This window comes from Streptomyces sp. ADI96-02, from assembly GCF_003846185.1.
Taxonomy (GTDB): domain Bacteria; phylum Actinomycetota; class Actinomycetes; order Streptomycetales; family Streptomycetaceae; genus Streptomyces.
The window spans coordinates 3784985-3809387 of the sequence record NZ_ML123034.1 but is presented as its reverse complement, the minus strand read 5'-3'; the positions used below and the strand labels follow the sequence as shown (position 1 = coordinate 3809387).

Below are 24403 nucleotides of genomic sequence, written 5' to 3'. Positions count from 1 at the left end.
CGCGGCTACGGGGCGACCGGTTCGCGGTCCTCGCGGTTGTCCTCGGCGAGCTGTTCCAGGAACGGCTCCACCGCCGCCCGCCAGCCCTCCGGCTGGTCGTAGTGGACGAGGTGGCCCGCGTCCGCCACCTCGGCGTACTGGCCGCGGGGCAGGACGCGGACCATCTCCTGCGCCTCGGCCCGGCCCAGCTCGCCGTCCAGCCCGCGCAGCACCAGGGCGGGGCACCGCACCTGCGCCAGCTCCTCCCAGTGCGCGTCGAAGATCCAGGTGGCGCGGGAGCGGAGCATCTGGCGGCGGGAGAAGACCGGCCGCCAGCCGTCCTCGCGCTCGGCCATCACCTCGGCGTAGAACGCGCCGCGGGACGGGTTCGGCCGCTCGACCCACGGATCGTCCTCGCCGAACCACTTCCGTACGTCGGCGAGTGTGGCGAAGGGCAGCGGCCAGGAGGCGAACCAGTCGCTCCATTCGCGCTGCGAGGCCGCGCCCAGGGCGGAGGCCCGCATGTCGCAGATGACGACGGCGCGCACCAGGTCGGGACGCTTGGCGGCGAGCTGCCAGCCGGTGAGCGCTCCCATCGCGTGGCCGACCACGGTGACGGGGCCGAGCCCGAGCTGTTCGATCGCGGCCTCGGCGTCGCCGACGTAGGCGTCACGGGTGTACGGCCCGTCGGCGGGCTTCTCGCTGCGGCCGTGGCCGCGCTGATCGAGGCCGACCGCGCGGTACCGCTCGGCGAGCCAGCGGGCGGTGGGCGCCCAGTGGGAGGCCCGGCCCATCAGTCCGTGCAGCAGTAATACGCCCGGAGCCCCGTCCGCCTCCGCGCTCTCCTTGGGCGGATCCGCGAACTCCCACGCCGCGAGGTTCACGCCGTCGGCTCCGGTCACGTCGATGCGCCGCACCATAGTCCTGGCACCCCTTCTGGTCCTCGATCACCGACTGGCTGGTCCTCGATCGCCGACTGGTTCGCGTCCCGTCAGACTATCGAACCTTTATTCGAAAACGAGGATTCGCCGTTCAACATCCCACGTTCGAGTGACACCCTCCGAGGATTGGCCCCGGCGGCCCGGGAAAAGATCTATCCCGGGAGGCGGGCCGCTCGGGGACATCGGCCCACGGGAGTTGACCTTGAGAGCTCGGGGCTCCGGGTCAGCACGGGGGAGGACCGGCCCCGGCGCCCGCGAGCGCCGGGGCCGCCCCCTGTTCCGGACCGGCGCACGCCCCTCGCCCGACACGACGGCCCCCGAACGCCGGACGGGCCTGGGGCGCACAGCGTGAAGCCGTGCGCCCCAGGCCCGTCCGCCGACGGCGTTCCGTTCGACAACGTTGGCGAGGTGCGGCGCGAATCTCCGCCGCACCCGCGCCTTCACGTGCTCCAGGACCGGAGCGGGCGGCGTCGGGGCAGCCGGCAAGGGGGCGGGCGGCTCCGGCGCATCCGGGACCGCGACGCCCGCCTCGCGGTGCGCGTTCCGGTACGACGGGCGCATTTCCCGCTCCCTCCCCGGCCGCCGACCGCACCGGCCGGCGCCCTCAGGTCATATGCCTGACCTCAGCGTGGCACGCCGCGCGGCCGGGCGCTGCTGTTCCGCACGGAAATCGACGAGCGGGGCGTCACGGTTCGGTAGCCGTGGCGCCCCGCTCGCGGCGACCGGGTCAGCGCTTGGCGACGAAGACGTGCGCCGCGACGACGGAATCCAGCTCGGCGGCCTCCCCGCTGGAGCCGACCAGCACCCCGCCGGGCGACTCGGTCACGCTCACGACGGAACCGGGCTGCACGCCCGCCCGGCGCAGCGTGTACATCAGCTGGGCGTCCGTCTGGATCGGCTCCCCGATCCGGCGCACCACCACCGTCTTGCCGTCCGCGCCCGGGTCCAGCTCGGCCAGGCTCACCATGGAGTCGTCGAGGAACGGGTCGGCCTCGGTCTTCTCGCCCAGCTCCTCCAGGCCCGGGATGGGGTTGCCGTACGGGGACTCCGTGGGGTGGCGCAGCAGATCGAGCACCCGCCGCTCCACCGCCTCGCTCATCACGTGCTCCCAGCGGCATGCCTCGGCGTGGACCTGCTCCCACTCCAGACCGATCACGTCGACGAGCAGGCACTCGGCGAGCCGGTGCTTGCGCATCACGCGCGTCGCGAGGCGGCGGCCCTCCTCGGTCAGCTCCAGGTGCCGGTCCCCGGCCACCTGGACCAGCCCGTCGCGCTCCATGCGGGCCACCGTCTGGCTGACCGTCGGACCGCTCTGGTCCAGCCGTTCCGCGATCCGGGCGCGCATGGGGACCACGCCTTCCTCTTCGAGTTCGAGGATGGTGCGGAGATACATCTCCGTGGTGTCGATCAGTCCGGACATACGTGCCCCTCGATGCTGTGACAAACAAACGTCGTGCGATGGCCCTGCGTCAATTCTGACGCATCGCGCCGACAACCGTGCCGCGCCGACGGGAGGCCGGGCGGAAGGCTGGGCGGAAGGCTGGGCGGAAGGCTGGGCGGCGGAGCCCGCCGGGCCCTGTTGACAGGCCACTGGTCCAGACCGCAACGTAATCCGCGGCGCCGGCATTCCCACCCCGCGCAGAACGCCCCGATCCTCTCGATCATCCCGCCGAAAGGGCTCTCCCGATGAGCGACAGCAAGCTGGCCGGTCAGTTCTTCGACGCAGCGATCGGCCTGCTGACGCGGGTGCGCGACGAGGAGGCCGACGGCATCGCGACCGCCGGGGCGGCGATCGCCGACACCGTGGCGGCGGGCGGCCGGCTGTTCGCCTTCGGCGCGGGGCACTCCTCCCTCGCCGCCCAGGACGTCGTCTACCGGGCGGGCGGACTGGCCCTGATGAACCTGCTCACGGTGCCCGGCACGGTCGGCGTGGACGTCATGCCCGCCACGCTCGGATCGGCGCTGGAGCGGGTGGACGGACTCGCCTCGGCCGTCCTGGACTCCTCGCCCGCCTCCGCCGGCGACCTGCTCGTGATCATCTCGCTCTCCGGCCGCAACGCCCTGCCCGTCGAGATGGCGCAGAACGCGCGCGCCCTCGGCCTCACGGTCGTCGGCGTGACCTCCGTGGCGTACGCGGACGGCACCCGCTCCCGGCACGCCTCGGGCGGCTTCCTGCGGGACCACTGCGACATCGTCCTGGACAGCAAGATCGCGGTCGGGGACGCGGAGCTGACCGCGCCCGGCGTCGAAGCCCCGTTCGCCCCGGCCTCGACGGTGGTGACCAGCGCGATCATGCAGGCGGTGATGGCGGCGGCGGCCGAGCGGCTGGCCGCCCGCGGCGTCGAGCCGCCGCTCCTGCGCTCGGGCAACGTGGACGGCGGCCACGAGTGGAACGGCCGGGTCATGACGGAGTACCGCGACCGGATCTTCTACCGCCACTGACACGCGCCGCTGACACCCGCCGCCGATTCCGCCACCGGCACCGCCTCCGACCGGGCCTCGCCCGCGCCGCTACCGCCGCGTCGGCAGCGCGACCCGGGCGGTCAGGCCGCCGCCCGGATTGGCCCTCGCGCTCGCCTCGCCGCCGTGCGCCCGCGCGACCGACGCCACGATGGACAGGCCCAGACCCGCGCCCTCGCCAGGTGCGTGCCGACGGGCCTGCGCCCGGCGGAACGGCTCGAACAGCAGCGGCACGGTCGCCGGGTCCACCACCGGCCCCGTGTTCGACACCTCCAGCCCGCCCGCGCCCACCGTGACCCGTACGGTCCCACCGGGGTGGTTGTGGCGCACCGCGTTGGCGACCAGGTTGTGCACGAGGTGGTCCAGCAGGACCGCGTCGCCCTCGACGGCCACGGGCCGCGACGACACCTCCACGGTGACGGACCGGGCCTTCGCCTCGGCGGCCAGCCTCCCGGCGACCTCGGCCGTCGTCTCGTCCAGGGCGACGCGTTCGCGCCGGCGCAGGCCCTCGTCGGAGACCGCGAGCAGCAGCAGCCCCTCGATCAGCTGCTCGCTGTCGGCGGCGGTGTCGATGAGCTTGTCCCGGATCCAGGCGACCTTCTCGGGCGACGGGTCGTCGGCCAGACCGATCTCCGCCGCCGCGCGCTGCACCGCCAGCGGCGTGCGCAGCTCGTGCGCCGCGTTGGCGGCGAAGCGCTGGCGGGCGGCGACCAGTTCCTCGATCCGGTCGAGCATCCCGTCGAACGTGTCGGCCAGTTCCTTGAGCTCCCCGGGCGGGGCCTTCAGCGCGAGGCGCTCGTGCAGGTTGCTGCCGGAGAGCCGGCGGGCGCGGGCGGTGATCACGCCGACCGGCCGCAGCACCCGGCCCGCCATCCACCAGGCCATGGCGACCGAGAGCGCCGAGTACGCGGCGAGGGAGATCGCCGAGACGGTGAGCAGCTGGTTGAGCGCCGCGTCACCGGCCACCGTGCTGACCCGCTGGGCCATGGCGTACTGCCCCGGTTGCAGGACGGCGGTCTCCGCCAGGGCGGACGTCGGCAGCGCGGGCGCCACTTCGACGCCCCGCTGGACGGCGCCGGCGGGCACGGTCGGGGCGACCGCCATCAGGACATTGGCGTACAGGTCCTCGCTGACCAGCAGGTAGACGCCGCCCATCAGCAGCACCCCGGCCAGCACCAGCAGCCCGCCGTACAGCGCCGTGAGCCGGGCGCGCTCCCCGTTCACCGCGCGTCCTCCGGTCCGGCGGCGGGGCCCTCGCCGATGCGGTACCCCGCCCCGGGCACGGTCTCGATCACCGGGGGCGCACCCAGTTTCGCGCGGAGCTTGGAGAGGGTGACCCGGACCGCGTTGGTGCGGTAGCTGGTGTCCTCCTCCCACACCTCCTCGATCAGGTCGTCGCCGCTGACGACGGCGCCCTCGGCCCGCAGCAGGGTCTCCAGCACGGCGAACTCCTTGCGCGAGAGCGAGAGGTAGCGGCCGTCGCGGCAGACCTGGCGGCGGGCGGTGTCCAGGGTCAGTCCGGCCCGCTCCAGGACCGGCGGCAGCGCCGGGCGGGCCCGCCGGCCCAGGGCCAGGACCCGGGCCAGGAGCTCGTCGTACGCGAAAGGCTTGGTCAGGTAGTCGTCGGCGCCGATCCCCAGACCGGTGACCCGGTCCCGTACGGTCCCCGAGGCGGTGAGCATCAGGATGCGCGTCAGCAGGCGCGCGCCGACGACCCGGCGGCACACCTCGTCGCCGTGCAGCCCCGGCAGGTCGCGGTCGAGGATCATCACGTCGTAGGCGCCGAACCGGAGCTTGTCCAGCGCGGCGAGGCCGTCGCCGGCCACGTCCACCGCGATCGCGTCGCGGCGCAGCCCCTCGGCGATCATCCCGGCCAGGAATTCCTCGTCCTCCACCACCAGCACACGCATGGGTTCTGTGTACCCGAAGAGGTTGTTTCGTCGGCATAAGCGTTCGGGCTGAGAGAAACGAAACCGGCCCCTCGCGCACCCTCGGACCGTTCGCATCCGCCTGTCTGCAACGGACGAGGAGCCCTCATGAACGCGATCCTTTCCCGACCGAGCACCACCACGCGGTCCCGTCGGCGCACCACCGCCGCCGCCTGCCTGATGGCCCTGTCGGTGGTCCTGACCGCGACCGCGTGTTCGGGCGACAGCGGCGGCACCGGCACCAAGGGCGCCGGCTCGGCCTCGGACACCGAGAAGACGGCCGAGGACCAGGCGCTGGAGCACCGCAAGTGCCTGCGCGAGCAGGGCCTGAACGTCCCCGAGCCCAAGCCGGGCAGCAAGGAGATGTCCACCATCGACGGCGGCGGCAAGACCAAGGCGGAGATGGAGAAGGCGTTCAAGACCTGTCAGGACAAGTCCCCCAACGGCGGGCCCAAGGAGCTCAGCCAGGCCGAGAAGGACAAGATGCTCGCCTTCGCCCGGTGCATGCGCGAGAAGGGCATCGACATGCCCGACCCGAAGTTCGAGGGCGGCGCGATGGCGGCGGCCCCGGCGCTGAAGCCGGGGGACATGAAGAAGTTCGAGAAGGCCAACGCGGCGTGCGAAAGCGCCGGTCGATGAGGCGCGGACGCGTCGTGGCGGCCACCGCGGCGGTGCTCGCGGTGGCCGCCGCGTCGGTGGCCCTCACGCAGTTCGGCTCCGGACCGGAGGCGGCGGCCCCGAAGGACGGCGGGCTGCCGCCGGCCACGGCGCTCGTGGAGCGCGGCGACCTGCGCGACAGCGCGCGGGCCGACGGCACCCTCGGCTACGACAGGCAGCGCAAGATCAACGCGGCGGTGGCGGGCACCCTGACCTGGACCCCGCGCACCGGCTCCACGGTCGAGCGGAACGAGCGGCTGTACGAGGTCAACGGCAGGGCGGTCCGGCTGATGTACGGCTCCGGCCCGATGTACCGCACGCTGAAGCCGGGCGACAGCGGCCGGGACGTCGAGCAGTTGGAGCGCAATCTCGCACAGCTCGGCTACACCGGTTTCACCCCCGACGACGAGTACACCGAGCTGACCGCGGCGGCCGTCAAGCGCTGGCAGAAGTCCCACGGCGTCAAGCAGACCGGGAAGGTCGGGCCGGGGGACGTCGCGTTCGCCGCGGCCAAGGTCCGGATCAAGAGCGTCGCGGCGTCCGTGGGCGACCTCGCCCAGCCCGGCGCACCCGTCCTGACGACCACCGGCTCCGAACGCGTCGTGACGTTCCAGCTCGACGTCGCCGAGAGCCGGCTCGCCAAGGCCGGCACCGAGGTCACGGTCGACCTGCCCGACGGCAGCACCGCGCCCGGCACGGTCTCCTCGGTCGGCAGGACGGCCAAGCCCGGGACCGACCCGCAGGACACCAGCCCCAAGGTCACCCTGACCGTGTCGTTCGACAAGCCGGACGACGTCGACGGCTTCGACCAGTCGCCGGTCACGGTGAACCTGGCCGGGGAAACCCGCAAGGGCGTCCTCAGCGTCCCCGTGAACGCGCTCCTGGCCCTGCCCGCCGGCGGTTTCGGCCTCCAGATCGTGGCGGACGGCGGCGTCCGCGAGGTGAAGGTCGAGCTCGGCATGTTCGCCGAGGGCCGCGTCGAGGTGTCGGGCGCGGGAGTGCGCGAGGGCATGAAGGTCGGGGTGCCGAAGATATGAGCACGGTCGTCGGCCTCACGGGCGTCACCAAGGAGTACCCGGGCGGGGTCGCCGCGCTGCGCGGCGTGGACCTGACCGTCGAGGAGGGCGAACTCCTCTCCATCGTCGGCCCGTCCGGCTCCGGCAAGTCCACCCTGCTGCACATCGTCGGCACCCTGGACCGGCCCACCGCCGGTTCTGTCCACATCGCCGGGCACGACGTGGCGAAGCTCTCCGACCGCAGGCTCTCCGCACTGCGCGCCCAGCACGTCGGCTTCGTCTTCCAGGCGTTCCACCTGGTGCCGGGCGTGAGCGCCCTCGACAACGTCGCCGAGGGCCTGCTCTACTCCGGCCTGTCGCGTTCCGTACGGCGTCGCCGGGCCGCCGCCGCGCTGGAGCGGGTCGGGCTCGCCGACCGCCTCGACCACCGGCCGCACCAGCTCTCCGGCGGTCAGAAGCAGCGGGTCGCCATCGCGCGGGCCGTCGTCGGCGAACCGGCCCTGCTGCTGGCCGACGAGCCCACCGGCGCGCTCGACTCGGTGTCCGGCGCGGCCGTCATGGAGCTGCTGCGCGATCTGAACCGGGAGGGCGCCACCATCGCGGTGATCACGCACGACGGGGAGATCGCCCGGGGGCTGCCCCGCGAAGTGCGCATCCGGGACGGCCAGGTGGTCGCGGACGTGCGCAACGGGCCCGCGGCCGACCGCGCCCCCGCCGCGACGGGAGCGCGGCTGTGACGGGCCCGCGCCGGGACCCGAGCCCGACTGTGACGGCCCCGCGCCGGGACCCGGACGGCGGCGACCGCCCGCGCGGACGGCGGCTGAAGGCCGCCCGGCTCGGCCCCCGGGACGTCCTGCACGTCGGCTCCTCCGGACTGCGGAGCCGCCCGATGCGGGTCGTGCTGTCGGCCCTCGGCATCGCGATCGGCATCGCCACGATGATCTCGGTGGTCGGCATCTCCGCCTCCAGCCAGGCCCAGTTGCTGCGCGAGCTGGACCGGCTGGGCACCAACCTGCTCGTCGCCTCGCCCGGCGAGTCGATGTTCGCCGGGGAGGACGTCCGGCTGCCCGAGAACGCGATCGGGATGGTGGGCCGGATCAAGGGCGTCCAGGAGGTCGGGGCCACCGCCGACCTCGACGCGACCGCCCGCCGCACCGAGAAAATCGACGAGGAGGACACCGGCGGCATCACGGTCCGGGCGACCACCGAGGACCTGCTGAAGGTGCTGCGCGGCGAGGTCGCCGAGGGCAGCTGGCTCAACGCCGCGACCGCCCGCTACCCCTCCGTCGTGCTGGGCCACGTCTCCGCCGAGCGCCTGGGCATCACCGCGCCGGGCCAGCAGGTGTGGATCGGCGACCGGTACTTCACCGTCGTCGGCATCCTCGCCCCGCTGCCGCTCGCCCCGGAGATCGAACGCTCGGCGCTGGTCGGCTGGGAGGGCGCGAAGCGGCTGCTGGGCTTCGAGGGGAACCCGACCTCGGTGTACGAGCGCTCGGCCGACGCGGCGGTCCAGGACGTGCGCAAGGTGATGGCGGCGACCGTCGACCCGCGGAACCCGCAGAACGTGAAGGTCACCGACCCGTCGTCGGCGCTCCGCGCGAAGGCGGCCACCGAAGGGGCGTTCAGCAGCCTGCTGCTGGGCCTCGGCGGCATCGCGCTGCTCGTCGGCGGGGTCGGCGTCGCCAACACGATGATCATCTCGGTGCTGGAGCGGCGCTACGAGATCGGGCTGCGCCGCTCGCTGGGGGCCACCCGGGGCCAGATCCGCGTCCAGTTCGTCACGGAGTCCCTGATGCTCTCCGGGCTGGGCGGGCTGGCGGGGGTGGCGCTCGGCGCGGCGGCGACCGGCGTGTACGCGAGCGCCGGCGGGCTGCCGTGGGTGGTGCCGCTGTGGGCGGTCGGCGGCGGCTTCGGCGCCACGCTCGTCATCGGCACGGTCGCGGGCCTCTATCCGGCGGTGCGGGCGTCCCGCCTGTCCCCGACGCTGGCGCTGCACGCGGCGTGAGGCCGTCCGGCGGTCCGGCGGGCGGGCGGTCCGGCGGGCGGGCGGTCCGGCGGATGGGCGGTCCGGCGGGCGGGCCGTCGGGCTGGCGGCACGGCGATCCGGCGGATGGGCGGTCCGGCGGATGGGCGGCCCCACCCGCCGGACCGTCCCCCGTCACCCCTCGGCCGCTGCCACCGCCCGCGCCAGGTCGACGGCCCCCGCGACCCGGGCGGCCACCGTCTCCGCGTACGCCGCGTCCGGCCGTTCGAACCCGGCCCGGCCGGCGGCACGCAGGAACGTGAGCACACCGAGCGTCCGGCCCCGGCTCCGGAGCACCGCGCACAGCGCGTGCGCCGCGTCCCGGGGCCAGCGGTGCTCCGCCGCCCAGGCGGGACCGGCGTCGCCGGGGCCCGCGCTCGTACGGACGGTGCCGGTGCGCTCGACCGCCAGGAGCGCCGGGTGGCCGGGCCCGTAACGGGCCGGGAGGGAACCGCCGTCGACCGGCAGGCAGGGGCCGGGGCGGTCGGCGGGGGTGGCCGCCCTGCGGACCAGGCGCTCGCCGGCCGCCAGGTCGACCAGCACATGGTCCGCGAACCCGGCGAGGGCGTAGTCGAGGAGGGTGGTCGCCGCCTCCATCGGGTCCTCGCACTCGGACGCCGTACGGGCCGCCCGGTGCAGCTGCCCCGTCCGGAACCGCAGCCGGTCCGCCTCCCGCTCCGCGAGCTTCGCCGCCGTCACGTCCCGGAACAGCCAGCCCACCCCGAGCGGGACCGGCTCCTCCGCCAACGGCGAGGCCAGCCGCAGGAATCCGCTGCGCCAGCAGCGGCGGCGCTCGCCCCGGGCCGTGCGCAGCGTCACCCACAGCTCGGCCGGAGCGCTCGGCGCGCCCTCGGCCAGGACGTGCTGGAGCGCGCCCTCCAGCTCCTCGACGCCCTGCACGACCAGCTCGCCCAGCGGCCGGCCCAGCAGCGCGGTGCCGTCCCCGCCGAACGCGCGGGAGGCGTAGGCGTTGACGACGGTCGGGCGCAGGTCGACGTCGACGAGGACCACGCCCCAGGAGGCGTCCTCCAGCAGCGCCTCGCTCAGCGCGATGGCCCGTTCCAGGTCGATCCGGGCGTGCGTCTCGCTGAACGCGCAGTACACCCCGGCCGGCCGGCCGTCCGCGCCCCGCACCCCGGCCGACTGGCTCCGCACCAGGACCCGGCCGCCGTCCTTGCGCAGCAGCGCGAACTCGTGCACCTGGCGGCCCGGCGCGTCCATGGCGGACATCAGCCGCGTCCGCACCTCGTGCGCGTCGGCCCGGCGCACCGCCCACCCGGCGAACCCGCTGCGGCCCACCGCCTCCTGGGCGCTCCAGCCGAGGATCCGCTCCGCCTCGCGGTTCCAGTGGGTGACCGTCCCGGCCGCGTCGAAGGCGCAGAGCGCCGCGTCCATACCGTCGAGCAGCGCCGCCAGCAGCTCGGAACCGGTGTCCGGAAGCGGCGGCCCGACCTCGCGGACCGGCTGCTCCGGGGGCGCCGCGCCCTTCGGGCAACCGCTCCCGGGACCCTCCTCCGGTCCGAGCGCGTCGGTGGTGCCACTGCTTCTGGAAGCACTCACTCCGTACCCCCCGCAGAACGTGTCGGGCTGTCGCGCCGCGCGTCACCGCGCGTATTGCTGCACGTCAGACCATTCAACTCGAACGTGACCCAGCGCACAGCCACTTCGGCGAAATCGTTTCGGCCGACGCGGACCGCCGGCTCGAAAGCCGTGCCGAGGCGGGGAGTTCACCGGGGCCACGACGACGCGTGGTGTCCTCGTCACCCGGAGTGCACCGGGCGGGCCGACCCTTGGGTCGCCCTTCGAGCCCGGCCCGCCCCCGCGACGGGACCCGGACCCGCACCGCCCACCACCGCCCACCACTGCCCACCACTGCCCACCACTGCCCACCACCGTCCAGCAGCAAGGAGCCGTACCGTGACGCCCCTCCGCTCCGTACGCCCGGCGGCGACGACCGCCCTGGCCCTCTGCGCGGCCCTCGCGCTGACCGCCGCCGTCCCCGCCCACGCGCACCCCGGCCCCGCCGCCCTCCCCGCCGCCCTCCCCTCCGTCACCCCGCGCGCCCAGACCGCCCCGCTGTACGACGACGAGCAGGGCGGCAACGCCGACGCCGACGACCCGGCCATCTGGCGGAACGCGGCCCACCCCGGCCGCAGCCTGGTGATCGCCACCGCCAAGGAGGGCGGGCTGCGGGTCTACGACCTCGGCGCCCGCCTGGTGCAGTCCCTGCCCGCGCCCGCCGCGCCCGGCCCGGACCACGCTCCCGGCCGCTACAACAACGTCGACCTGGTGCGGGGCGTGCGGCTCTCCTCCGGCCGCGCGGACCTGGCCGTCGTCACCGACCGGGGCCACGACCGGCTGCGCGTCCACCGCATCGACCCGTCCCGGCCCGGCGCGCCGCTCACCGACGTCACCGACCCGGCGGCCCCCCGCGTCTTCTCCACCGGCCAGGACGAGGTCGACGAGCAGGCGACCGCGTACGGCCTGGCCACCTGGACGGACCGCGCGAGCGGCCGGTCCTACGCCCTGGCCAGCCGCCGCAGCCGCACGTCCCTCGCGCTGCTGGAACTGCTGCCGACGGCCGCCGGGACCGTCACCTACCGCAAGGTCCGCACACTCGACCTGCCCTCCGCGTTCCGGCTGCCCGACGGGTCCTCCTGGACCCCGTGCGGGGAGCCGGGCGAACTGCCGCAGGTCGAGGGCATGGTGGTCGACCCGGCCGACGGCACGCTCTACGCGGGCCAGGAGGACGTGGGCATCTGGCGGATGCGCGCCGACCTGACCGGGAAGCCGGCGCTGGTCGACAAGGTCCGCGAGTACGGGGTGCCGGGGACGTACGACGAGGAGAGCGAGGAGTGCGCCCCCGGCGCGGACCCCGGCTTCGGCGGCGCCCGCGTGGCGGCGGACGTGGAGGGCCTCGCCCTGCTCACCGAGCGGAACGGCGACGGATACCTGCTGGCCTCCAGCCAGGGCGACGACACCTTCGCCGCCTACGACCGCGCGCCCGCCGCCCGCAACGCGTACCGGGGCGGCTTCCGCGTCGGCTCCGCCCCGGGCGGCCCGGACGGCGTCGAGGAGTGCGACGGGGCCGCCGTCCTGGACGCGCTGCACTGACGGGGGCCGGGAACCTCGCCGCGTAAATGGCTTGAACCCGGCCCCGGACCGCTCCTAGGCTGAGGTCAGCGAAGAAAGGAGGTGTTCCGGAAGTGATTTCTTCTCGGACTCGTGAGGTGGCTGCGGGCTGACGCCCGTCGTCGCGCTCTTTGCAGTGCATGGCCGGACGCCGGCCAATTCCCAGCAGTCACCGACCCGCAGGCTCGCCGGTAAGTCCGGCCGGCTCCTCCGTGCACGGAGGACCGGAGCCTGCGGGTTTCTGCGTGTGTACGGGCGCAGGTGCGGGCCGGTGGTGCGGGGCCGGTGGTGCGGGCCCCGATGCCGAGCCCGCGGTCAGGGCGAGAGCCGTTCCACCCGCCATCCCTCCGCCCCACGCCCGTCCGCGCTCCGCCTCACGTACCGCAGCCGGTCGTGCAGACGGTTCTCGTGGCCCTGCCAGAATTCGATCGTCTCCGGAGCCACCCGGAAACCGCCCCAGTGCGGCGGGACCGGGACGCTCTCCCCCTCGGGGTGGCGGGCGGCCAGCTCCGCGAACCGGGCGACGATCTCCTCGCGCGAGGAGATGACGGTGGACTGGGCGCTGGCCCACGCGCCGAGCTGGGAGCCGTGCGGGCGGGTGTGGAAGTAGTCGGCGGTCTCCTCCCGCGAGACCTCGGCCGCGGTGCCGGTGACGATGACCTGGCGGGCCATCGCGTGCCAGGGGAAGAGCAGCGAGACGTGCGGGTTGGCGGCCAGCTCCCGGCCCTTGCGCGATTCGTAGTTCGTGTAGAACACGAAGCCCCGCTCGTCGTACCGCTTCAGCAGGACCGTGCGCGAGGACGGGCGGCCGTCCGGGGTGGCGGTGGAGACGACCATGGCGTTCGGCTCGTGGAGCACGCCGCCGGCGGCGACCTGGCGGAACCAGCGGGCGAACTGGTCCATCGGATCGGCGCTGAGGTCGCGCTCGGTGAAGTCCTCGGTGCGGTACTGCTCGCGCATGGCCGCCGGATCGGCGGGGGCGTCGGATCCGGCCGGGGCCGGGGGGACCCGGCGGGACACGTGTTCTGGTGTGGGCACGGGGCCATCCTGCCGCAGCGGCTCGGCTTTCCCCGGGGGAACGGAGGCAACCGCGCACCGCCGCCCGGGGCCCTGTGCCGGATGTCACGCTTCCCCGCACCGGGGGAACAGACCAATATCTTGGGGACGGGCCCCCGGGGCCTTCGTACAGCAGCGGCTCGCACACCTGCTTTCGTACGTGCGTGGCCGCGTCCGCCGCCGAACTGAGGGAGCCGCCTGATGTCCGACTTCGTACCCGGTCTCGAAGGGGTCGTCGCGTTCGAAACGGAGATCGCCGAACCGGACAGGGAAGGCGGTGCGCTGCGGTACCGGGGCGTCGACATCGAGGACCTGGTCGGCCACGTCTCCTTCGGCAACGTGTGGGGCCTGCTGGTGGACGGGGCGTTCAACCCCGGTCTGCCGCCGGCCGAACCGTTCCCCCTCCCCGTCCACTCCGGTGACATCCGGGTCGACGTGCAGTCGGCGCTGGCCATGCTCGCCCCGGTGTGGGGCCTGAAACCGCTGCTGGACATCGACGAGGCGACCGCCCGGGACGACCTGGCGCGGGCAGCCGTCATGGCGCTGTCGTACGTCGCTCAGTCGGCGCGCGGCCAGGGGCTGCCGATGGTGCCGCAGAGCGAGATCGACAAGGCGCACTCCGTGGTCGAGCGGTTCATGATCCGCTGGCGCGGGGAGCCGGACCCCCGGCACGTCAAGGCCGTCGACGCGTACTGGACGTCGGCCGCCGAGCACGGCATGAACGCCTCCACGTTCACCGCCCGGGTGATCGCCTCGACCGGCGCGGACGTCGCCGCCGCGCTGTCCGGGGCGGTGGGCGCGATGTCGGGCCCGCTGCACGGCGGCGCGCCGTCCCGGGTCCTCGGCATGATCGAGGAGATCGAGCGGACCGGCGACGCCACCGCCTATGTGAAGCGGGCGCTGGACCGGGGCGAGCGCCTGATGGGCTTCGGCCACCGCGTCTACCGCGCCGAGGACCCGCGCGCCCGCGTCCTGCGCCGCACCGCCCGCGAGCTGGCCGCCCCGCGCTTCGAGGTGGCCGAGGCGCTGGAGAAGGCCGCGCTGGAGGAGCTGCACGACCGCCGCCCCGACCGGGTGCTGGCGACGAACGTGGAGTTCTGGGCGGCGATCGTGCTGGACTTCGCCGAGGTCCCCGCGCCCATGTTCACGTCGATGTTCACCTGCGCCCGCACGGCCGGCTGGTCGGCGCACATCCTGGAGCAGAAGCGCACCGGCCGCCTGGTGCGCCCCTCGGCCAGGTACGTCGGCCCCGGCACGCGCGACCCGCGCGAGATCGAGGGGTACGACGGCATCGCCGGCTGATCGCCGCCGCGCGGTGGACGCGCCGCGGACGGGTATACGTACCGGCACCTGTCCGGCACCCAGGAGGCGCACCATGACCCCACGACCGACGATCATCCTGTCCAGCACCGTTCTGGACGCCCCGGACGCGGCGGAGCTGGCCGGCTTCTACCGCCGGCTGCTCGGCTGGGAGCCGGTGCAGGAGGAGCCGGACTGGGTCAAGCTGGCGGCGCCCGGCGGCGGGGCGGGGCTGAGCTTCCAGACCGAGAAGGCGTACGTGCCGCCGGTCTGGCCGGCCTCGCCCGACGACCAGCGGATGATGCTGCACCTGGACTTCGAGGTGACGGACCTGGAGGCCGGGGTGGCCCACGCGGTCGCCGAGGGCGCCACCCCGGCGGAGTTCCAACCGCAGCACGACGTACGGGTGCTCCTCGATCCGGCGGGCCATCCGTTCTGCCTGTTCGTCCGCGACCAGGTCCCCGGGCGGACTCCGGCGATCAGCCCGGAGTGGGTGGCCGAGCAGGCCCGCGACATCAGGGCGCAGGACCGGGTGACGGCCGAGGACGCGATGGCGGCCCGCCCGCAGGAGCCCGTCCGCCCGGTGGCGGAACCGGACGAGGCGGTGGGCGGCGTGTGAGAAGCGGGACGGCCGTGGGCTGTCCCGCTCCGACCGCGTCACGGCCCGGACCGCCGTCCGGGGTGATCCCGGACGGCCTCGCCGCCACCGTCAACGGCTGCGGGGCCCGACCGTACCGACGTCATCGGGACGCTCGTCGCCGCCTCGGCCCAGCCCCCGCTCCACCAGCGCCGCCCACTGCGCCACCACCCGGGCGCGGCGGGCGGCGTCGTCGGTGAGGAGGTTGGCGAGGCCGAGGCCGCGGGCCATGTCCAGGAGGCCCTGGACCGTTTCGCGGACGCCGGGCCGGGATTCGTCCGCGCCGAGGAGTTCGACCGCGATGCGGTGGGTCTCGCGGCCCACCCGCGCCTCCAGCTCCGTGACGCGCGGGCGCAGCGGCTCCTCGTCGGAGGCCGCCACCCACAGGTGCAGGGCCGCCCGGAACAGCGGGCCGGTGTAGAGGTCGACCAAGGCCGCGACCACCTCGGCGCGGCCCTGTACGGGCAGGGCGCGCAGGGCGGCGGAGCGCTGCTCGGCCACGTACTCGACGGCTCCGGTGAACAGGTCCTCGCGGGTCGGGAAGTGGTGCTGGGCCGCGCCGCGCGAGACCCCGGCGCGTTCGGCGACGGCGGAGACGGTGGAGCCGGCCCAGCCGTGTTCGGCGAGGCAGGCCACCGCCGCCTCCAGGAGCCGCTGCCGGGTGGCCCGGCTGCGGTCCTGTTTGGGCGCGTTGCCCGTCCTGTGCGCGCCGGTCGGCGTCGTCGTCACCGCAGCCATGCGGGGTCCCGTCGTTCGAGGAAGGCCGCCATCCCCTCCCGGGCCTCGTCGGAGGCGAACAGCGCGGCGGAGCGGGCGATGAGGTCTTCGGCGTACTGGTCGAAGCTGTTCAGCACGGTAGCGGTGACCAGTCGCTTGGACGCCGCCAGGCCCTGCGGCGAGGCCCGTCGCAGCCCGTCCAGGACCGGGACGAGCGCCCGGTCCACGTCCTCGGCGGCGAGCGTGACCAGGGAGATCCGGGCCGCCTCCGCCGCGTCGAACCGCTCCCCGGTGAGGTAGTAGCGGTTCGCCGCGACCGGATCGAGGCGGGGCAGCAGGGTCAGCGAGATGACCGCGGGCGCGAGGCCGAGGCGGGACTCGGTCAGGGCGAAGGTCGAGGCCGGGCCGGCCACCGCTATGTCGCAGGCCGCCAGCAGGCCGAGGCCGCCCGCCCGGACGTGGCCGTCGACCCGGGCCACGACCGGTTTGGGCAGCGCGACGACGTCCCGCATCAGGCCGACGATCTCCCGCGGATCGGGCGGCGCGCTCAGATCGGCTCCGGCGCAGAACGTCGAGCCGGTGTGGGTGAGGACCACCGCCCGCACGGTGTCGTCGGCCGCCGCCTCGGCCAGGGCCGCGCGCGCCTCGGCGACCAGCGCCGCCGAGAGCGCGTTGCGGTTCGCCGGGGCGTCCAGGGTCAGGACGGCCACGCCCCGGTCGTGTCCGGCACGGATGCGTTCGGTACGGATGCGTTCGGTACGGATGTCTCCGGTACCGATGCGTCCGGTAGGGATGTGTTCCACGCTTCCTCCGTCTTCCGCGGGCGCGCCGGCCTCAGTACGACTTGGGCAGGCCCAGCGACTGGTGCGACACGTAGTTGAGGATCATCTCGCGGCTGACGGGCGCGATCCGGGCCACCCGGGACGCGGTGACCAGCGAGGCCAGCCCGTACTCGCGGGTGAGGCCGTTGCCGCCGAGGGTGTGGACGGCCTGGTCGACCGCCTTCACGCACGCCTCGCCCGCCGCGTACTTGGCCATGTTCGCCGCCTCGCCCGCCCCGGCGTCGTCGCCGTCGTCGTAGAGCCGGGCGGCCTTCTGCGTCATCAGCCGGGCCAGCTCCAGTTCGATGTGGGCGGTGGCCAGCGGGTGCGCGATCGCCTGGTGGGAGCCGATGGGGGCCTTCCACACCTGCCGGGTACGGGCGTACTCGACGGCCCTGCCGAGCGCGTACCGGCCCATGCCGATGCCGAACGCGGCGGTCATGATCCGCTCCGGGTTGAGCCCGGCGAACAGCTGGAGGAGCCCGGCGTCCTCGTCGCCGACCAGGGCGTCGGCGGGCAGCCGGACGTCGTCCAGGACGAGTTCGAACTGCTTCTCCGGGGTGTGGAGTTCCATGTCGATGGCGGACCGCCCGAAGCCGGGCGCGTCGCGCGGGACGATGAACAGGCAGGGCTTGAGCCGTCCGGACCGGGCGTCCTCGGTGCGGCCGACGATCAGGGTGGCGTCGGCGATGTCCACGCCGGAGACGAAGACCTTGCGCCCGGTGAGCAGCCAGCCGGCGTCCTCGCCCGTGCCGTCGCGGCGGGCGGTGGTGGTGATCCGGTGGGAGTTGGAGCCGGCGTCGGGTTCGGTGATGCCGAAGGCCATGGTCAGGCTGCCGTCGGCGAGGCCCGGCAGCCACTGCCGCTTCTGCGCCTCGGTGCCGAAGCGGGCGATCACCGTGCCGCAGATCGCCGGCGAGACGATCATCATCAGGAGCGGCGATCCGGCCGCTCCCAACTCCTCCAGCACGATGGAGAGTTCGGCTATGCCGCCGCCTCCGCCGCCGTACTCCTCGGGGAGGTTCACGCCGAGGTAGCCGAGTCCCGCGGCCTCGGCCCACAGCTCGTGGGCGTGCGAGCCCTCGCGGATGACGGTGGTCAGGTAGTCGCGCCCGTACCGCTTGCCGAGGGACGCGACGGCGGTGCGCAGTGCCTGGTGCTCTTCGGTTTCGAGGACGGTGCTCATGCGTTCTCCTCCGGTACGGCGGTGGCGGCCTCGGGGCGGTGCCGGGCGTTTCGCGGGGCGGGCGGGAGCGGAGCGGCGGCCGGGGGCTCCGGGCCCTCGCGGACCACGGCGAGCAGGGTTCCGACCTCGACCTGGTGACCGGGGGCGGCGTGCAGGGCGGTGAGCGTGCCGGAGGCCGGGGCGAGGACGCGGTGCTCCATCTTCATCGCCTCCAGCCAGATCAGCGGCTGCCCGGCCTCGACGCGCGCCCCGGGCGCGAGCCCGTCCGCGAGGCGGACGACGGTCCCGGGCATCGGCGCGAGCAGCGAGCCCGGCGCGGCCTCGGCGGCGGGGTCGGTGAAGCGGGGCAGCACGGTGAAGGCGTACGCGGCCCCGGCGGTGTCCACGTACACCCGGTCGCCGTGGCGGGACACGTCGAAGCGGCGGGTGACGCCGTCCGCCTCCAGGGTGACCCGGTCGGGTGCGGCGGCCAGGACGCGGACGCCGGGGGCGTCGACCGGCTGCGGACCGGTGCGCGCGGTGCGGTAGGCGACCGTGTGCTCGGCGCCGTCGGGTTCGCTCCGGTAGCGCTTGGTGTGCGGCTGCGAGGGGACGTTGCGCCAGGCCCCGAAGCGGGCGACGGCGGGTTCGCCGGGGCGGTGGTCCACGGCGTCCGCGAGGGCGGCGGCGAGGCAGGCCGGGTACGGGTCGGCGGCGGGCGGGGCGGTCAGGGCGGCGAGGTGCCGGTCGTAGAAGCCGGTGTCCGGGCGGGCGGCGGCGAAGTCCGGGTGGCGCAGGGTGCGGACGAGCAGGTCCCGGTTGGTGACGGGGCCGTGGAGGCGGGTCCGCTCCAGGGCGTCGGCCAGCAGCCGGACGGCCTCGGCGCGGGTCGGGGCGTGGGCGACGACCTTGGCGAGCAACGGGTCGTAGTGCACGCCGACGGCGTCGCCCGGGGCGTACCCGGCGTCCAGCCGCAGGCCGGGCGCCTCGGGCACCTCCAGCGCGTGCAGCACGCCGGTCTGCGGCTGCCAGTCGCGGGCCGGGTCCTCGGCGTAGAGCCGGGCCTCGACGGCGTGGCCGCGGGGCTCGGGAGGCTCGGGCGCGGGCAGCGCTCCGCCCTCCGCGACGCGCAGTTGCAGCGCGACGAGATCGATGCCGAACACGGCTTCCGTGACCGGGTGTTCGACCTGGAGGCGGGTGTTCATCTCCAGGAAGTACGGCCGCCCGTCGGCGGAGACCAGGAACTCCACGGTGCCCGCGCCCCGGTAGCCGACCGCCCGCGCCGCCGCGGTGGCCGCCTCGTACAGCCGGGCGCGCAGGGCGGAGTCGAGCGCGGGCGCGGGGGCCTCCTCGACGACCTTCTGGTGGCGGCGCTGGAGCGAGCAGTCCCGGGTGCCGAGCGCCCACACCGTGCCGTGGTCGTCCGCCATGACCTGCACCTCGACATGCCGGCCGCGCTCCACGTACGGCTCCGCGAAGACCTCGCCGTCCCCGAACGCGGCGGCGGCCTCGGCGGCGGCTGCCCGCACCTCCCCTTCCAGTGCGTCGAGTTCGCGCACGACGCGCATGCCCCGGCCGCCGCCGCCCGCAGCCGCCTTCAGCAGCAGCGGCAGGTCACCGGCCCGCGCGGCGGCCGGGTCCACCGCCGGGAGCAGCGGGACTCCGGCGCGGCCCATCAGTTCCTTGGCGCGGGTCTTGGAGGCCATCAGAGCGATGGCCTCCACCGGCGGCCCGACCCAGCGGAGTCCGGCCTCCCGCACGGCCGCGGCGAAGCCCGCGTTCTCGGAGAGGAACCCGTAGCCGGGGTGCACGGCGTCCGCCCCGGCCGCCCGCGCGGCGGCCACCACGAGATCGCCGCGCAGATAGGTCTCGGCGGGCGTCGCGCCCGGCAGCCGTACGGCGAGGTCCGCCTGCCGTACGTGCCGGGCGTCGGCGTCCGGGTCGGAGTACACGGCGACCGTGGCGATGCCGAGGTCCCGGCAGGTGCGGAAGATCCGGCAGGCGATCTCGCCCCGGTTGGCGACGAGCAGAGTGGAGATCATCATCGGCCTCACATCCGGAAGACGCCGAAGCCGCCGCGGGCGCCCTCGACCGGTGCGGTGTGGATGGCGGACAGGCACAGGCCGAGGACGGTCCGGGTGTCGCGCGGGTCGATGACCCCGTCGTCGTACAGCCGCCCGGACAGGAACATCGGCAGCGACTCCGCCTCGATCTGCCGCTCGACCATCGCGCGCAGCCCGGCGTCCGCCTCCTCGTCGTACGGCCGGCCCTTCGCAGCGGCGGAGGCGCGGGCGACGATGGACAGGACCCCGGCGAGCTGCTGCGGCCCCATGACGGCGGACTTGCTGCTCGGCCACGCGAAGAGGAAGCGCGGATCGTAGGCCCGCCCGCACATGCCGTAGTGCCCGGCCCCGTAGGAGGCGCCCATCAGGACCGACAGGTGCGGGACCTTCGAGTTCGCGACGGCGTTGATCATCATCGCGCCGTGCTTGATGATGCCGCCCTGCTCGTACTCCCGGCCGACCATGTAGCCGGTGGTGTTGTGGAGGAAGAGCAGCGGGATGTCCCGCTGGTTGGCGAGCTGGACGAACTGCGCCGCCTTCTGCGACTCCTCGCTGAACAGCACGCCCCGCGCGTTGGCGAGGACGCCGACCGGATAGCCGTGCAGCCGCGCCCAGCCGGTGACCAGGCTCGTCCCGTACAGCGGCTTGAAGGCGTCGAAGTCCGATCCGTCCACCAGCCGGGCGATCACCTCGTGCGGGTCGAAGGGCGACTTCAGGTCGTCCGGCACGATCCCGAGCAGTTCGTCCTCGTCGTAGCGCGGCGGTGCGGCCGGTCCCGGATCGGGGTGCGCCTTGCGGTGGTGGAGGCGGGCGACGATCCGCCGGGCCTGGCGGATCGCGTCCTGCTCGTCGACGGCGAAGTGGTCGGCCAGGCCGGACGTGCGGGCGTGCATCTCGGCCCCGCCGAGCGATTCGTCGTCGCTCTCCTCACCGGTGGCCATCCGCACCAGCGGCGGCCCGCCGAGGAAGACCTTGGAGCGGTCCTTGATCATCACGGTGTGGTCGGACATGCCGGGCACGTACGCGCCTCCGGCGGTGGAGTTGCCGAACACGACGGCGACGGTGGGGATTCCGGCGGCGGAGAGCCGGGTGAGGTCGCGGAACAGCGCGCCGCCCGGAATGAAGATCTCCTTCTGGGACGGCAGGTCGGCCCCGCCCGACTCGACCAGGCTGACGCAGGGCAGCCGGTTGGCGAGGGCGATCTCGTTGGCCCGCAGCGACTTCTTCAGCGTCCACGGGTTCGAGGCCCCGCCGCGCACGGTCGGGTCGTTGGCCGTGATCAGGCACTCCACGCCCGCCACCACCCCGATCCCGGTGACGAGCGAGGCCCCGACCGCGTAGTCGCTGCCCCAGGCGGCCAGGGGCGACAGCTCCAGGAACGGGGTGTCGGGTTCGAGCAGCAACTCGACGCGCTCGCGCGCCGGGAGCTTGCCGCGCGCCCGGTGGCGGGCGGTGTACTTCTCGCCGCCGCCCGCGAGCGCCCGCGCGTGTTCGGCCTCCAGCGCGGCGAGCTTGCCGAGCATGGCGGCGCGGTGGGCCGCGTACTCGGCTCCGGCGGTGTCGAGCGCGCTGGGCAGGACGGTCATACGGTCACCTCCGGCGACGGGGCGTGGGCTCGCTCCAGCAGCGGTACGGGGACGGGCAGCCACCGCGAGCGCAGCCACTCCCCCACCGCCTTGGCCTGCGGGTCGAACCGGGCGCGGGCGGCGACGCCCTCGCCGAGCAGCCCGCGCACGGTGAAGTTCAGGGCGCGGAGGTTGGGCAGGACATGGCGGACGACGGTCAGTCCGGCGGTCTCCGGCAGGAGTTCGCGGAACCGCTCGACGGTCAGCTCGTGGGCCAGCCACCGCCACGCGTCGTCGTCGCGCACCCATACGCCGACGTTGGCGTCACCGCCCTTGTCGCCGCTCCGGGCCCCCGCGATCAGCCCGAGCGGGGCGCGCCGGGTGGGCCCGGCGGGGTACGGCTCGGGCAGCGGCGGCTCGTCCACGGGCGCGAGCGGCCGGGTCCGGACGGGGTGGTCCACGGCCTCGCGGCTCCCGTCGGGCCGCACCGCGACGTGCGCGACGTCCGCCGCGGGCACGTACCGGGCCTCGAACACGCCGTAGGGCGCGCCCGGTCCGGGCGGGGCGGTGACGTGGAAGCCGGGGTAGCTGCCGAGGGCCAGTTCCACGGCGGCCCCCGAGACGGCCCGGCCCACCGCGTCGGCGTCCCGGTCGCGGACGACCAGCCGGAGCAGCGCCGCGGCCCGTTCCTCGGTGCCGGCGTCGGCGTGGTCGGTACGGGCCAGCTCCCAGCGCACCTCGGCGGGCCCTCGCGCCCCGCTCCGCTCCAGGGCGTCGGTGAACTGGGCCCGCACCAGGCGGGCCTTGGCCTCGACGTCGAGGCCGGTGAGGACGAAGACGACCTCGTTGCGCCAGCCGCCGAGCCGCGTGAGCCCGGCCTTGAGGGTGGGCGGCGGGGCCTCGCCGCGCACCCCGTCGACACGGACCCGGTCCGGGCCGAGCCGGGTCAGCCGTACGGTGTCGAGGCGGGCGGTCGCATCGGGGCCCGCGTACCGGGCTCCGTCGGTCTCGTAGAGGAGTTGGGCGGTCACGGTCCCGACGTCGACCACGCCGCCCGTGCCGTCGTGCTTGGTGATGACGCACGAGCCGTCGGCGTGGATCTCGGCGACCGGAAAGCCGGGGCGGCGGACGTCGTGCTCCCCGAAGAAGGCGTAGTTCCCGCCGGTCGCCTGGGTCCCGCACTCCAGTACGTGCCCGGCGACGACGGCCCCCGCGAGCGCGTCCAGATCGTCGGGACCCCAGCCGAAGCGGGCGGCGGCGGGCCCGGTGACCAGGGCCGCGTCGGTGGTCCGGCCGGTGACGACGACATCGGCCCCGGCCCGCAGGCAGGCGGCGATCCCGCCGCCGCCGAGGTAGGCGTTGGCGGTGAGGAAGCCGTCGGGCACCGGCAGGCTGTCGCCCTCGACATGGCCGACCCGCGCCGGCACGCCCACCCGCTCGGCCAACGCCCTTACGGCGTCGGCGAGTCCGGCCGGGTCGAGGCCGCCCGCGTTGACGACGATCTTCACCCCGCGCTCGTGGGCGAGCCCCAGCCCCTCTTCGAGCTGGCGCAGGAAGGTGGCGGCGTACCCGCGGCCGGGGCCCTTCAGGCGGTTGCGTCCGAGGATGAGCATGGTCAGTTCGGCCAGGTAGTCGCCGGTGAGGACGTCGAGCGGGCCGCCGGTCAGCATCTCGCGCAAGGCGTCGAAGCGGTCGCCGTAGAAGCCGGAGGCGTTGCCGACGCGCAGCGGCGCGCCGCTCACGCCCCGGGCCGTTCGCCGCGCTCGGTGTGCTCGGACCGCCCGCCCGGCTCGGACCGCCCGCCCGGCTCGGGCCGGTCGGCGCGCTCGGGCCATTCGCCGCGCGGCAGGCGGCCCGGTCCCGGCGGCCCGGCGAACGCCTGGGCGATGCCGAGCCACTGGTCCGCCTCGCGGCCCTCCGCGGTGACGGCGAGGTCGAGGCGGTGGGCGCGCTGGGTGACCAGGAGGCAGAAGTCGAGCAGCGGGCCGGTGACGCGCTGGGCGGCCCCGGTCGGCCCGAACGCGATCGTCTCGCCGTGCGGGGTGTGCAGCTCGACCCGGAACTCCTCCTCGGGCGCGGCGATCCCGCGCACCGCGTACGCGTAGTCCCGCGCCCGTACGCCGATCCGGGCGACGTGCCGCAGCCGGGCCGTGGGGCGGCGGGCGACGCCGAGGGCGTCGGCGACGTCCTGGCCGTGCGCCCAGGTCTCCATGAGCCGGGCGGTGGCCATCGAGGCGACGCTCATCGGCGGGCCGTACCAGGGGATGCGGGCTCCCCGCGGAGCCTCGCGCAGCACGGCGTCCAGCCGCCCGCGCCCGGCGCGCCACCGGGCGAGCAGGGCGTCCGGCGAGAGGGCCGCGACCAGCTCCCCGGCGGCCTCGTCGACGAACGAGTCGGGAGCCGCCAGCGCCTTGGCGACCTCCTCACCGAACCGGTCCGGCTCGGTGGCGGCCAGCAGCGCGACCTCGTCGGTCCAGGTGAGGTGGGCGATCTGGTGGGCGAGGGTCCACCCGGCGGCGGGCGTCGGCCCGTTCCACCGCTCCGGAGCCAACTCCCTGACCATGGCTTCGAGTTCGGCGCTCTCCTCGCGCAGATCATCGATCACGGCTGCGGCATCGGACACGTGCGCTCCCCTCGGGACCGGATGTGGTGCCCAGGAGCATGGCAGCGGCCCGGTAAACAATCAAGCGCGCTTGCATGGTTTTCTGCGAGCGCGCGGGCGTCCGGGCCGCGCGGCAGGGCGGCGCGGCAGGGCAGGGCGGGGCGGACACGGGGCGGTGTGGCGGGCCGCCCGAACAGGTCGGCGCGTCTTCACGAACGGAAGCGGCGAACCCTACCTCCCAGTAGAACGGATCGGAAGATTCCCGACCGTCCGGTTCAGGTCAATCACACCCTGTTGCTAGCCGGATCTCGTTCCCTCTGACAGCGTGAGCGCAGTTCCAAC

General features: G+C 74.8%; 21 protein-coding genes. 8 read left to right on the top strand and 13 right to left on the bottom strand.

Annotated features, from left to right (window positions below; all coding sequences use genetic code 11):
* Positions 1 to 5: 5 nt before the first annotated feature.
* Complete coding sequence (locus tag EES43_RS16760; RefSeq protein WP_124269459.1) at positions 6 to 899, bottom strand: alpha/beta fold hydrolase; 894 nt, start codon at positions 897 to 899, stop codon at positions 6 to 8.
* A gap of 748 nt (positions 900 to 1647) precedes the next feature.
* Complete coding sequence (locus EES43_RS16755; protein ID WP_124269458.1) at positions 1648 to 2340, bottom strand: metal-dependent transcriptional regulator; 693 nt, start codon at positions 2338 to 2340, stop codon at positions 1648 to 1650.
* A 266-nt stretch (positions 2341 to 2606) separates the two neighbouring features.
* On the opposite strand from EES43_RS16755, the gene EES43_RS16750 reads away from it, so the two are divergent.
* A complete protein-coding gene (locus EES43_RS16750) occupies positions 2607 to 3362 on the top strand; it encodes an SIS domain-containing protein (protein ID WP_124269457.1) in 756 nt (251 codons plus the stop codon).
* 69 nt (positions 3363 to 3431) lie between these two features.
* Here the strand turns inward: EES43_RS16750 and EES43_RS16745 are convergent, their stop codons facing one another.
* Complete coding sequence (locus EES43_RS16745) at positions 3432 to 4604, bottom strand: sensor histidine kinase (protein ID WP_124269456.1); 1173 nt, start codon at positions 4602 to 4604, stop codon at positions 3432 to 3434.
* Positions 4601 to 5290 (bottom strand): response regulator transcription factor, encoded by a 690-nt coding sequence (locus EES43_RS16740; RefSeq protein ID WP_124269455.1) that lies wholly within the window; start codon positions 5288 to 5290, stop codon positions 4601 to 4603. Before EES43_RS16740 ends, EES43_RS16745 begins: the two co-directional genes overlap by 4 nt.
* Positions 5291 to 5416: 126 nt before the next feature.
* Here EES43_RS16740 and EES43_RS16735 point away from each other — a divergent pair, with 126 nt between their 5' ends.
* The 4 genes from EES43_RS16735 to EES43_RS16720 are packed head-to-tail and all read left to right on the top strand — an operon-like array spanning position 5417 to position 8986.
* On the top strand, positions 5417 to 5947 hold the full coding sequence (locus tag EES43_RS16735; RefSeq protein ID WP_124269454.1) for a hypothetical protein: 531 nt from the start codon (positions 5417 to 5419) through the stop codon (positions 5945 to 5947).
* Complete coding sequence (locus EES43_RS16730; protein WP_206430068.1) at positions 5944 to 7002, top strand: efflux RND transporter periplasmic adaptor subunit; 1059 nt, start codon at positions 5944 to 5946, stop codon at positions 7000 to 7002. Before EES43_RS16735 ends, EES43_RS16730 begins: the two co-directional genes overlap by 4 nt.
* Entirely contained in the window at positions 6999 to 7718 is a 720-nt protein-coding gene (locus EES43_RS16725; RefSeq protein ID WP_124269452.1) for an ABC transporter ATP-binding protein, read from the top strand. The genes EES43_RS16730 and EES43_RS16725 overlap by 4 nt, the downstream gene beginning before the upstream one ends.
* Positions 7719 to 7747: 29 nt before the next feature.
* Positions 7748 to 8986 carry an ABC transporter permease gene (locus tag EES43_RS16720; RefSeq protein ID WP_124272030.1) on the top strand — a complete coding sequence of 413 codons (1239 nt, stop codon included), beginning with the start codon at positions 7748 to 7750 and terminating at the stop codon, positions 8984 to 8986.
* A gap of 153 nt (positions 8987 to 9139) precedes the next feature.
* On the opposite strand, the gene EES43_RS16715 is transcribed toward EES43_RS16720, so the two are convergent.
* On the bottom strand, positions 9140 to 10564 hold the full coding sequence (locus tag EES43_RS16715) for a PAS domain-containing protein (RefSeq protein WP_124269451.1): 1425 nt from the start codon (positions 10562 to 10564) through the stop codon (positions 9140 to 9142).
* Positions 10565 to 10921: 357 nt separating this feature from the next.
* Between EES43_RS16715 and EES43_RS16710 the strand changes: the two genes are divergently transcribed.
* Complete coding sequence (locus EES43_RS16710) at positions 10922 to 12118, top strand: phytase (RefSeq protein WP_124269450.1); 1197 nt, start codon at positions 10922 to 10924, stop codon at positions 12116 to 12118.
* Between the two features lie 333 nt (positions 12119 to 12451).
* Here the strand turns inward: EES43_RS16710 and pdxH are convergent, their stop codons facing one another.
* Positions 12452 to 13096 carry a pyridoxamine 5'-phosphate oxidase gene (pdxH, locus tag EES43_RS16705; RefSeq protein ID WP_124272029.1) on the bottom strand — a complete coding sequence of 215 codons (645 nt, stop codon included), beginning with the start codon at positions 13094 to 13096 and terminating at the stop codon, positions 12452 to 12454.
* 297 nt (positions 13097 to 13393) lie between these two features.
* Here pdxH and EES43_RS16700 point away from each other — a divergent pair, with 297 nt between their 5' ends.
* Positions 13394 to 14494: a citrate synthase 2 gene (locus tag EES43_RS16700; protein ID WP_124269449.1), complete on the top strand. Its 1101-nt coding sequence runs from the start codon at positions 13394 to 13396 to the stop codon at positions 14492 to 14494.
* A gap of 73 nt (positions 14495 to 14567) precedes the next feature.
* On the top strand, positions 14568 to 15110 hold the full coding sequence (locus EES43_RS16695; protein WP_164493186.1) for a VOC family protein: 543 nt from the start codon (positions 14568 to 14570) through the stop codon (positions 15108 to 15110).
* A gap of 90 nt (positions 15111 to 15200) precedes the next feature.
* On the opposite strand, the gene EES43_RS16690 is transcribed toward EES43_RS16695, so the two are convergent.
* From EES43_RS16690 to EES43_RS16660, 7 genes are all read right to left on the bottom strand, one after another.
* Positions 15201 to 15866 (bottom strand): TetR/AcrR family transcriptional regulator, encoded by a 666-nt coding sequence (locus EES43_RS16690; RefSeq protein ID WP_124269448.1) that lies wholly within the window; start codon positions 15864 to 15866, stop codon positions 15201 to 15203.
* Positions 15854 to 16579: an enoyl-CoA hydratase family protein gene (locus EES43_RS16685; protein ID WP_124272028.1), complete on the bottom strand. Its 726-nt coding sequence runs from the start codon at positions 16577 to 16579 to the stop codon at positions 15854 to 15856. The genes EES43_RS16690 and EES43_RS16685 overlap by 13 nt, the downstream gene beginning before the upstream one ends.
* A 100-nt stretch (positions 16580 to 16679) precedes the next feature.
* Positions 16680 to 17852, bottom strand: coding sequence for an acyl-CoA dehydrogenase family protein (locus EES43_RS16680; RefSeq protein ID WP_124269447.1), 1173 nt, complete (start codon positions 17850 to 17852; stop codon positions 16680 to 16682).
* On the bottom strand, positions 17849 to 19876 hold the full coding sequence (locus tag EES43_RS16675; protein WP_124269446.1) for an acetyl/propionyl/methylcrotonyl-CoA carboxylase subunit alpha: 2028 nt from the start codon (positions 19874 to 19876) through the stop codon (positions 17849 to 17851). Before EES43_RS16675 ends, EES43_RS16680 begins: the two co-directional genes overlap by 4 nt.
* Positions 19877 to 19881: 5 nt before the next feature.
* Positions 19882 to 21480 carry an acyl-CoA carboxylase subunit beta gene (locus tag EES43_RS16670; RefSeq protein ID WP_124269445.1) on the bottom strand — a complete coding sequence of 533 codons (1599 nt, stop codon included), beginning with the start codon at positions 21478 to 21480 and terminating at the stop codon, positions 19882 to 19884.
* Entirely contained in the window at positions 21477 to 23201 is a 1725-nt protein-coding gene (locus EES43_RS16665; RefSeq protein ID WP_241192461.1) for an acyclic terpene utilization AtuA family protein, read from the bottom strand. Before EES43_RS16665 ends, EES43_RS16670 begins: the two co-directional genes overlap by 4 nt.
* Entirely contained in the window at positions 23198 to 24082 is an 885-nt protein-coding gene (locus EES43_RS16660) for a TIGR03084 family metal-binding protein (RefSeq protein WP_124269443.1), read from the bottom strand. Before EES43_RS16660 ends, EES43_RS16665 begins: the two co-directional genes overlap by 4 nt.
* Between the last annotated feature and the right edge of the window lie 321 nt (positions 24083 to 24403).

Excerpts from the sequence above, each read along its gene's own strand:
- EES43_RS16695 (WP_164493186.1), top strand. The coding sequence starts at position 14,568 with ATGACCCCACGACCGACGATCATCCTGTCCAGCACCGTTCTGGACGCC.
- EES43_RS16730 (WP_206430068.1), top strand. The coding sequence starts at position 5,944 with ATGAGGCGCGGACGCGTCGTGGCGGCCACCGCGGCGGTGCTCGCGGTG.
- EES43_RS16740 (WP_124269455.1), bottom strand. The coding sequence starts at position 5,290 with ATGCGTGTGCTGGTGGTGGAGGACGAGGAATTCCTGGCCGGGATGATC.
- EES43_RS16750 (WP_124269457.1), top strand. The coding sequence starts at position 2,607 with ATGAGCGACAGCAAGCTGGCCGGTCAGTTCTTCGACGCAGCGATCGGC.
- pdxH (WP_124272029.1), bottom strand. The coding sequence starts at position 13,096 with ATGCGCGAGCAGTACCGCACCGAGGACTTCACCGAGCGCGACCTCAGC.
- EES43_RS16735 (WP_124269454.1), top strand. The coding sequence starts at position 5,417 with ATGAACGCGATCCTTTCCCGACCGAGCACCACCACGCGGTCCCGTCGG.
- EES43_RS16725 (WP_124269452.1), top strand. The coding sequence starts at position 6,999 with ATGAGCACGGTCGTCGGCCTCACGGGCGTCACCAAGGAGTACCCGGGC.
- EES43_RS16680 (WP_124269447.1), bottom strand. The coding sequence starts at position 17,852 with ATGAGCACCGTCCTCGAAACCGAAGAGCACCAGGCACTGCGCACCGCC.
- EES43_RS16755 (WP_124269458.1), bottom strand. The coding sequence starts at position 2,340 with ATGTCCGGACTGATCGACACCACGGAGATGTATCTCCGCACCATCCTC.
- EES43_RS16690 (WP_124269448.1), bottom strand. The coding sequence starts at position 15,866 with ATGGCTGCGGTGACGACGACGCCGACCGGCGCGCACAGGACGGGCAAC.
- EES43_RS16760 (WP_124269459.1), bottom strand. The coding sequence starts at position 899 with ATGGTGCGGCGCATCGACGTGACCGGAGCCGACGGCGTGAACCTCGCG.
- EES43_RS16670 (WP_124269445.1), bottom strand. The coding sequence starts at position 21,480 with ATGACCGTCCTGCCCAGCGCGCTCGACACCGCCGGAGCCGAGTACGCG.
- EES43_RS16675 (WP_124269446.1), bottom strand. The coding sequence starts at position 19,876 with ATGATGATCTCCACTCTGCTCGTCGCCAACCGGGGCGAGATCGCCTGC.
- EES43_RS16700 (WP_124269449.1), top strand. The coding sequence starts at position 13,394 with ATGTCCGACTTCGTACCCGGTCTCGAAGGGGTCGTCGCGTTCGAAACG.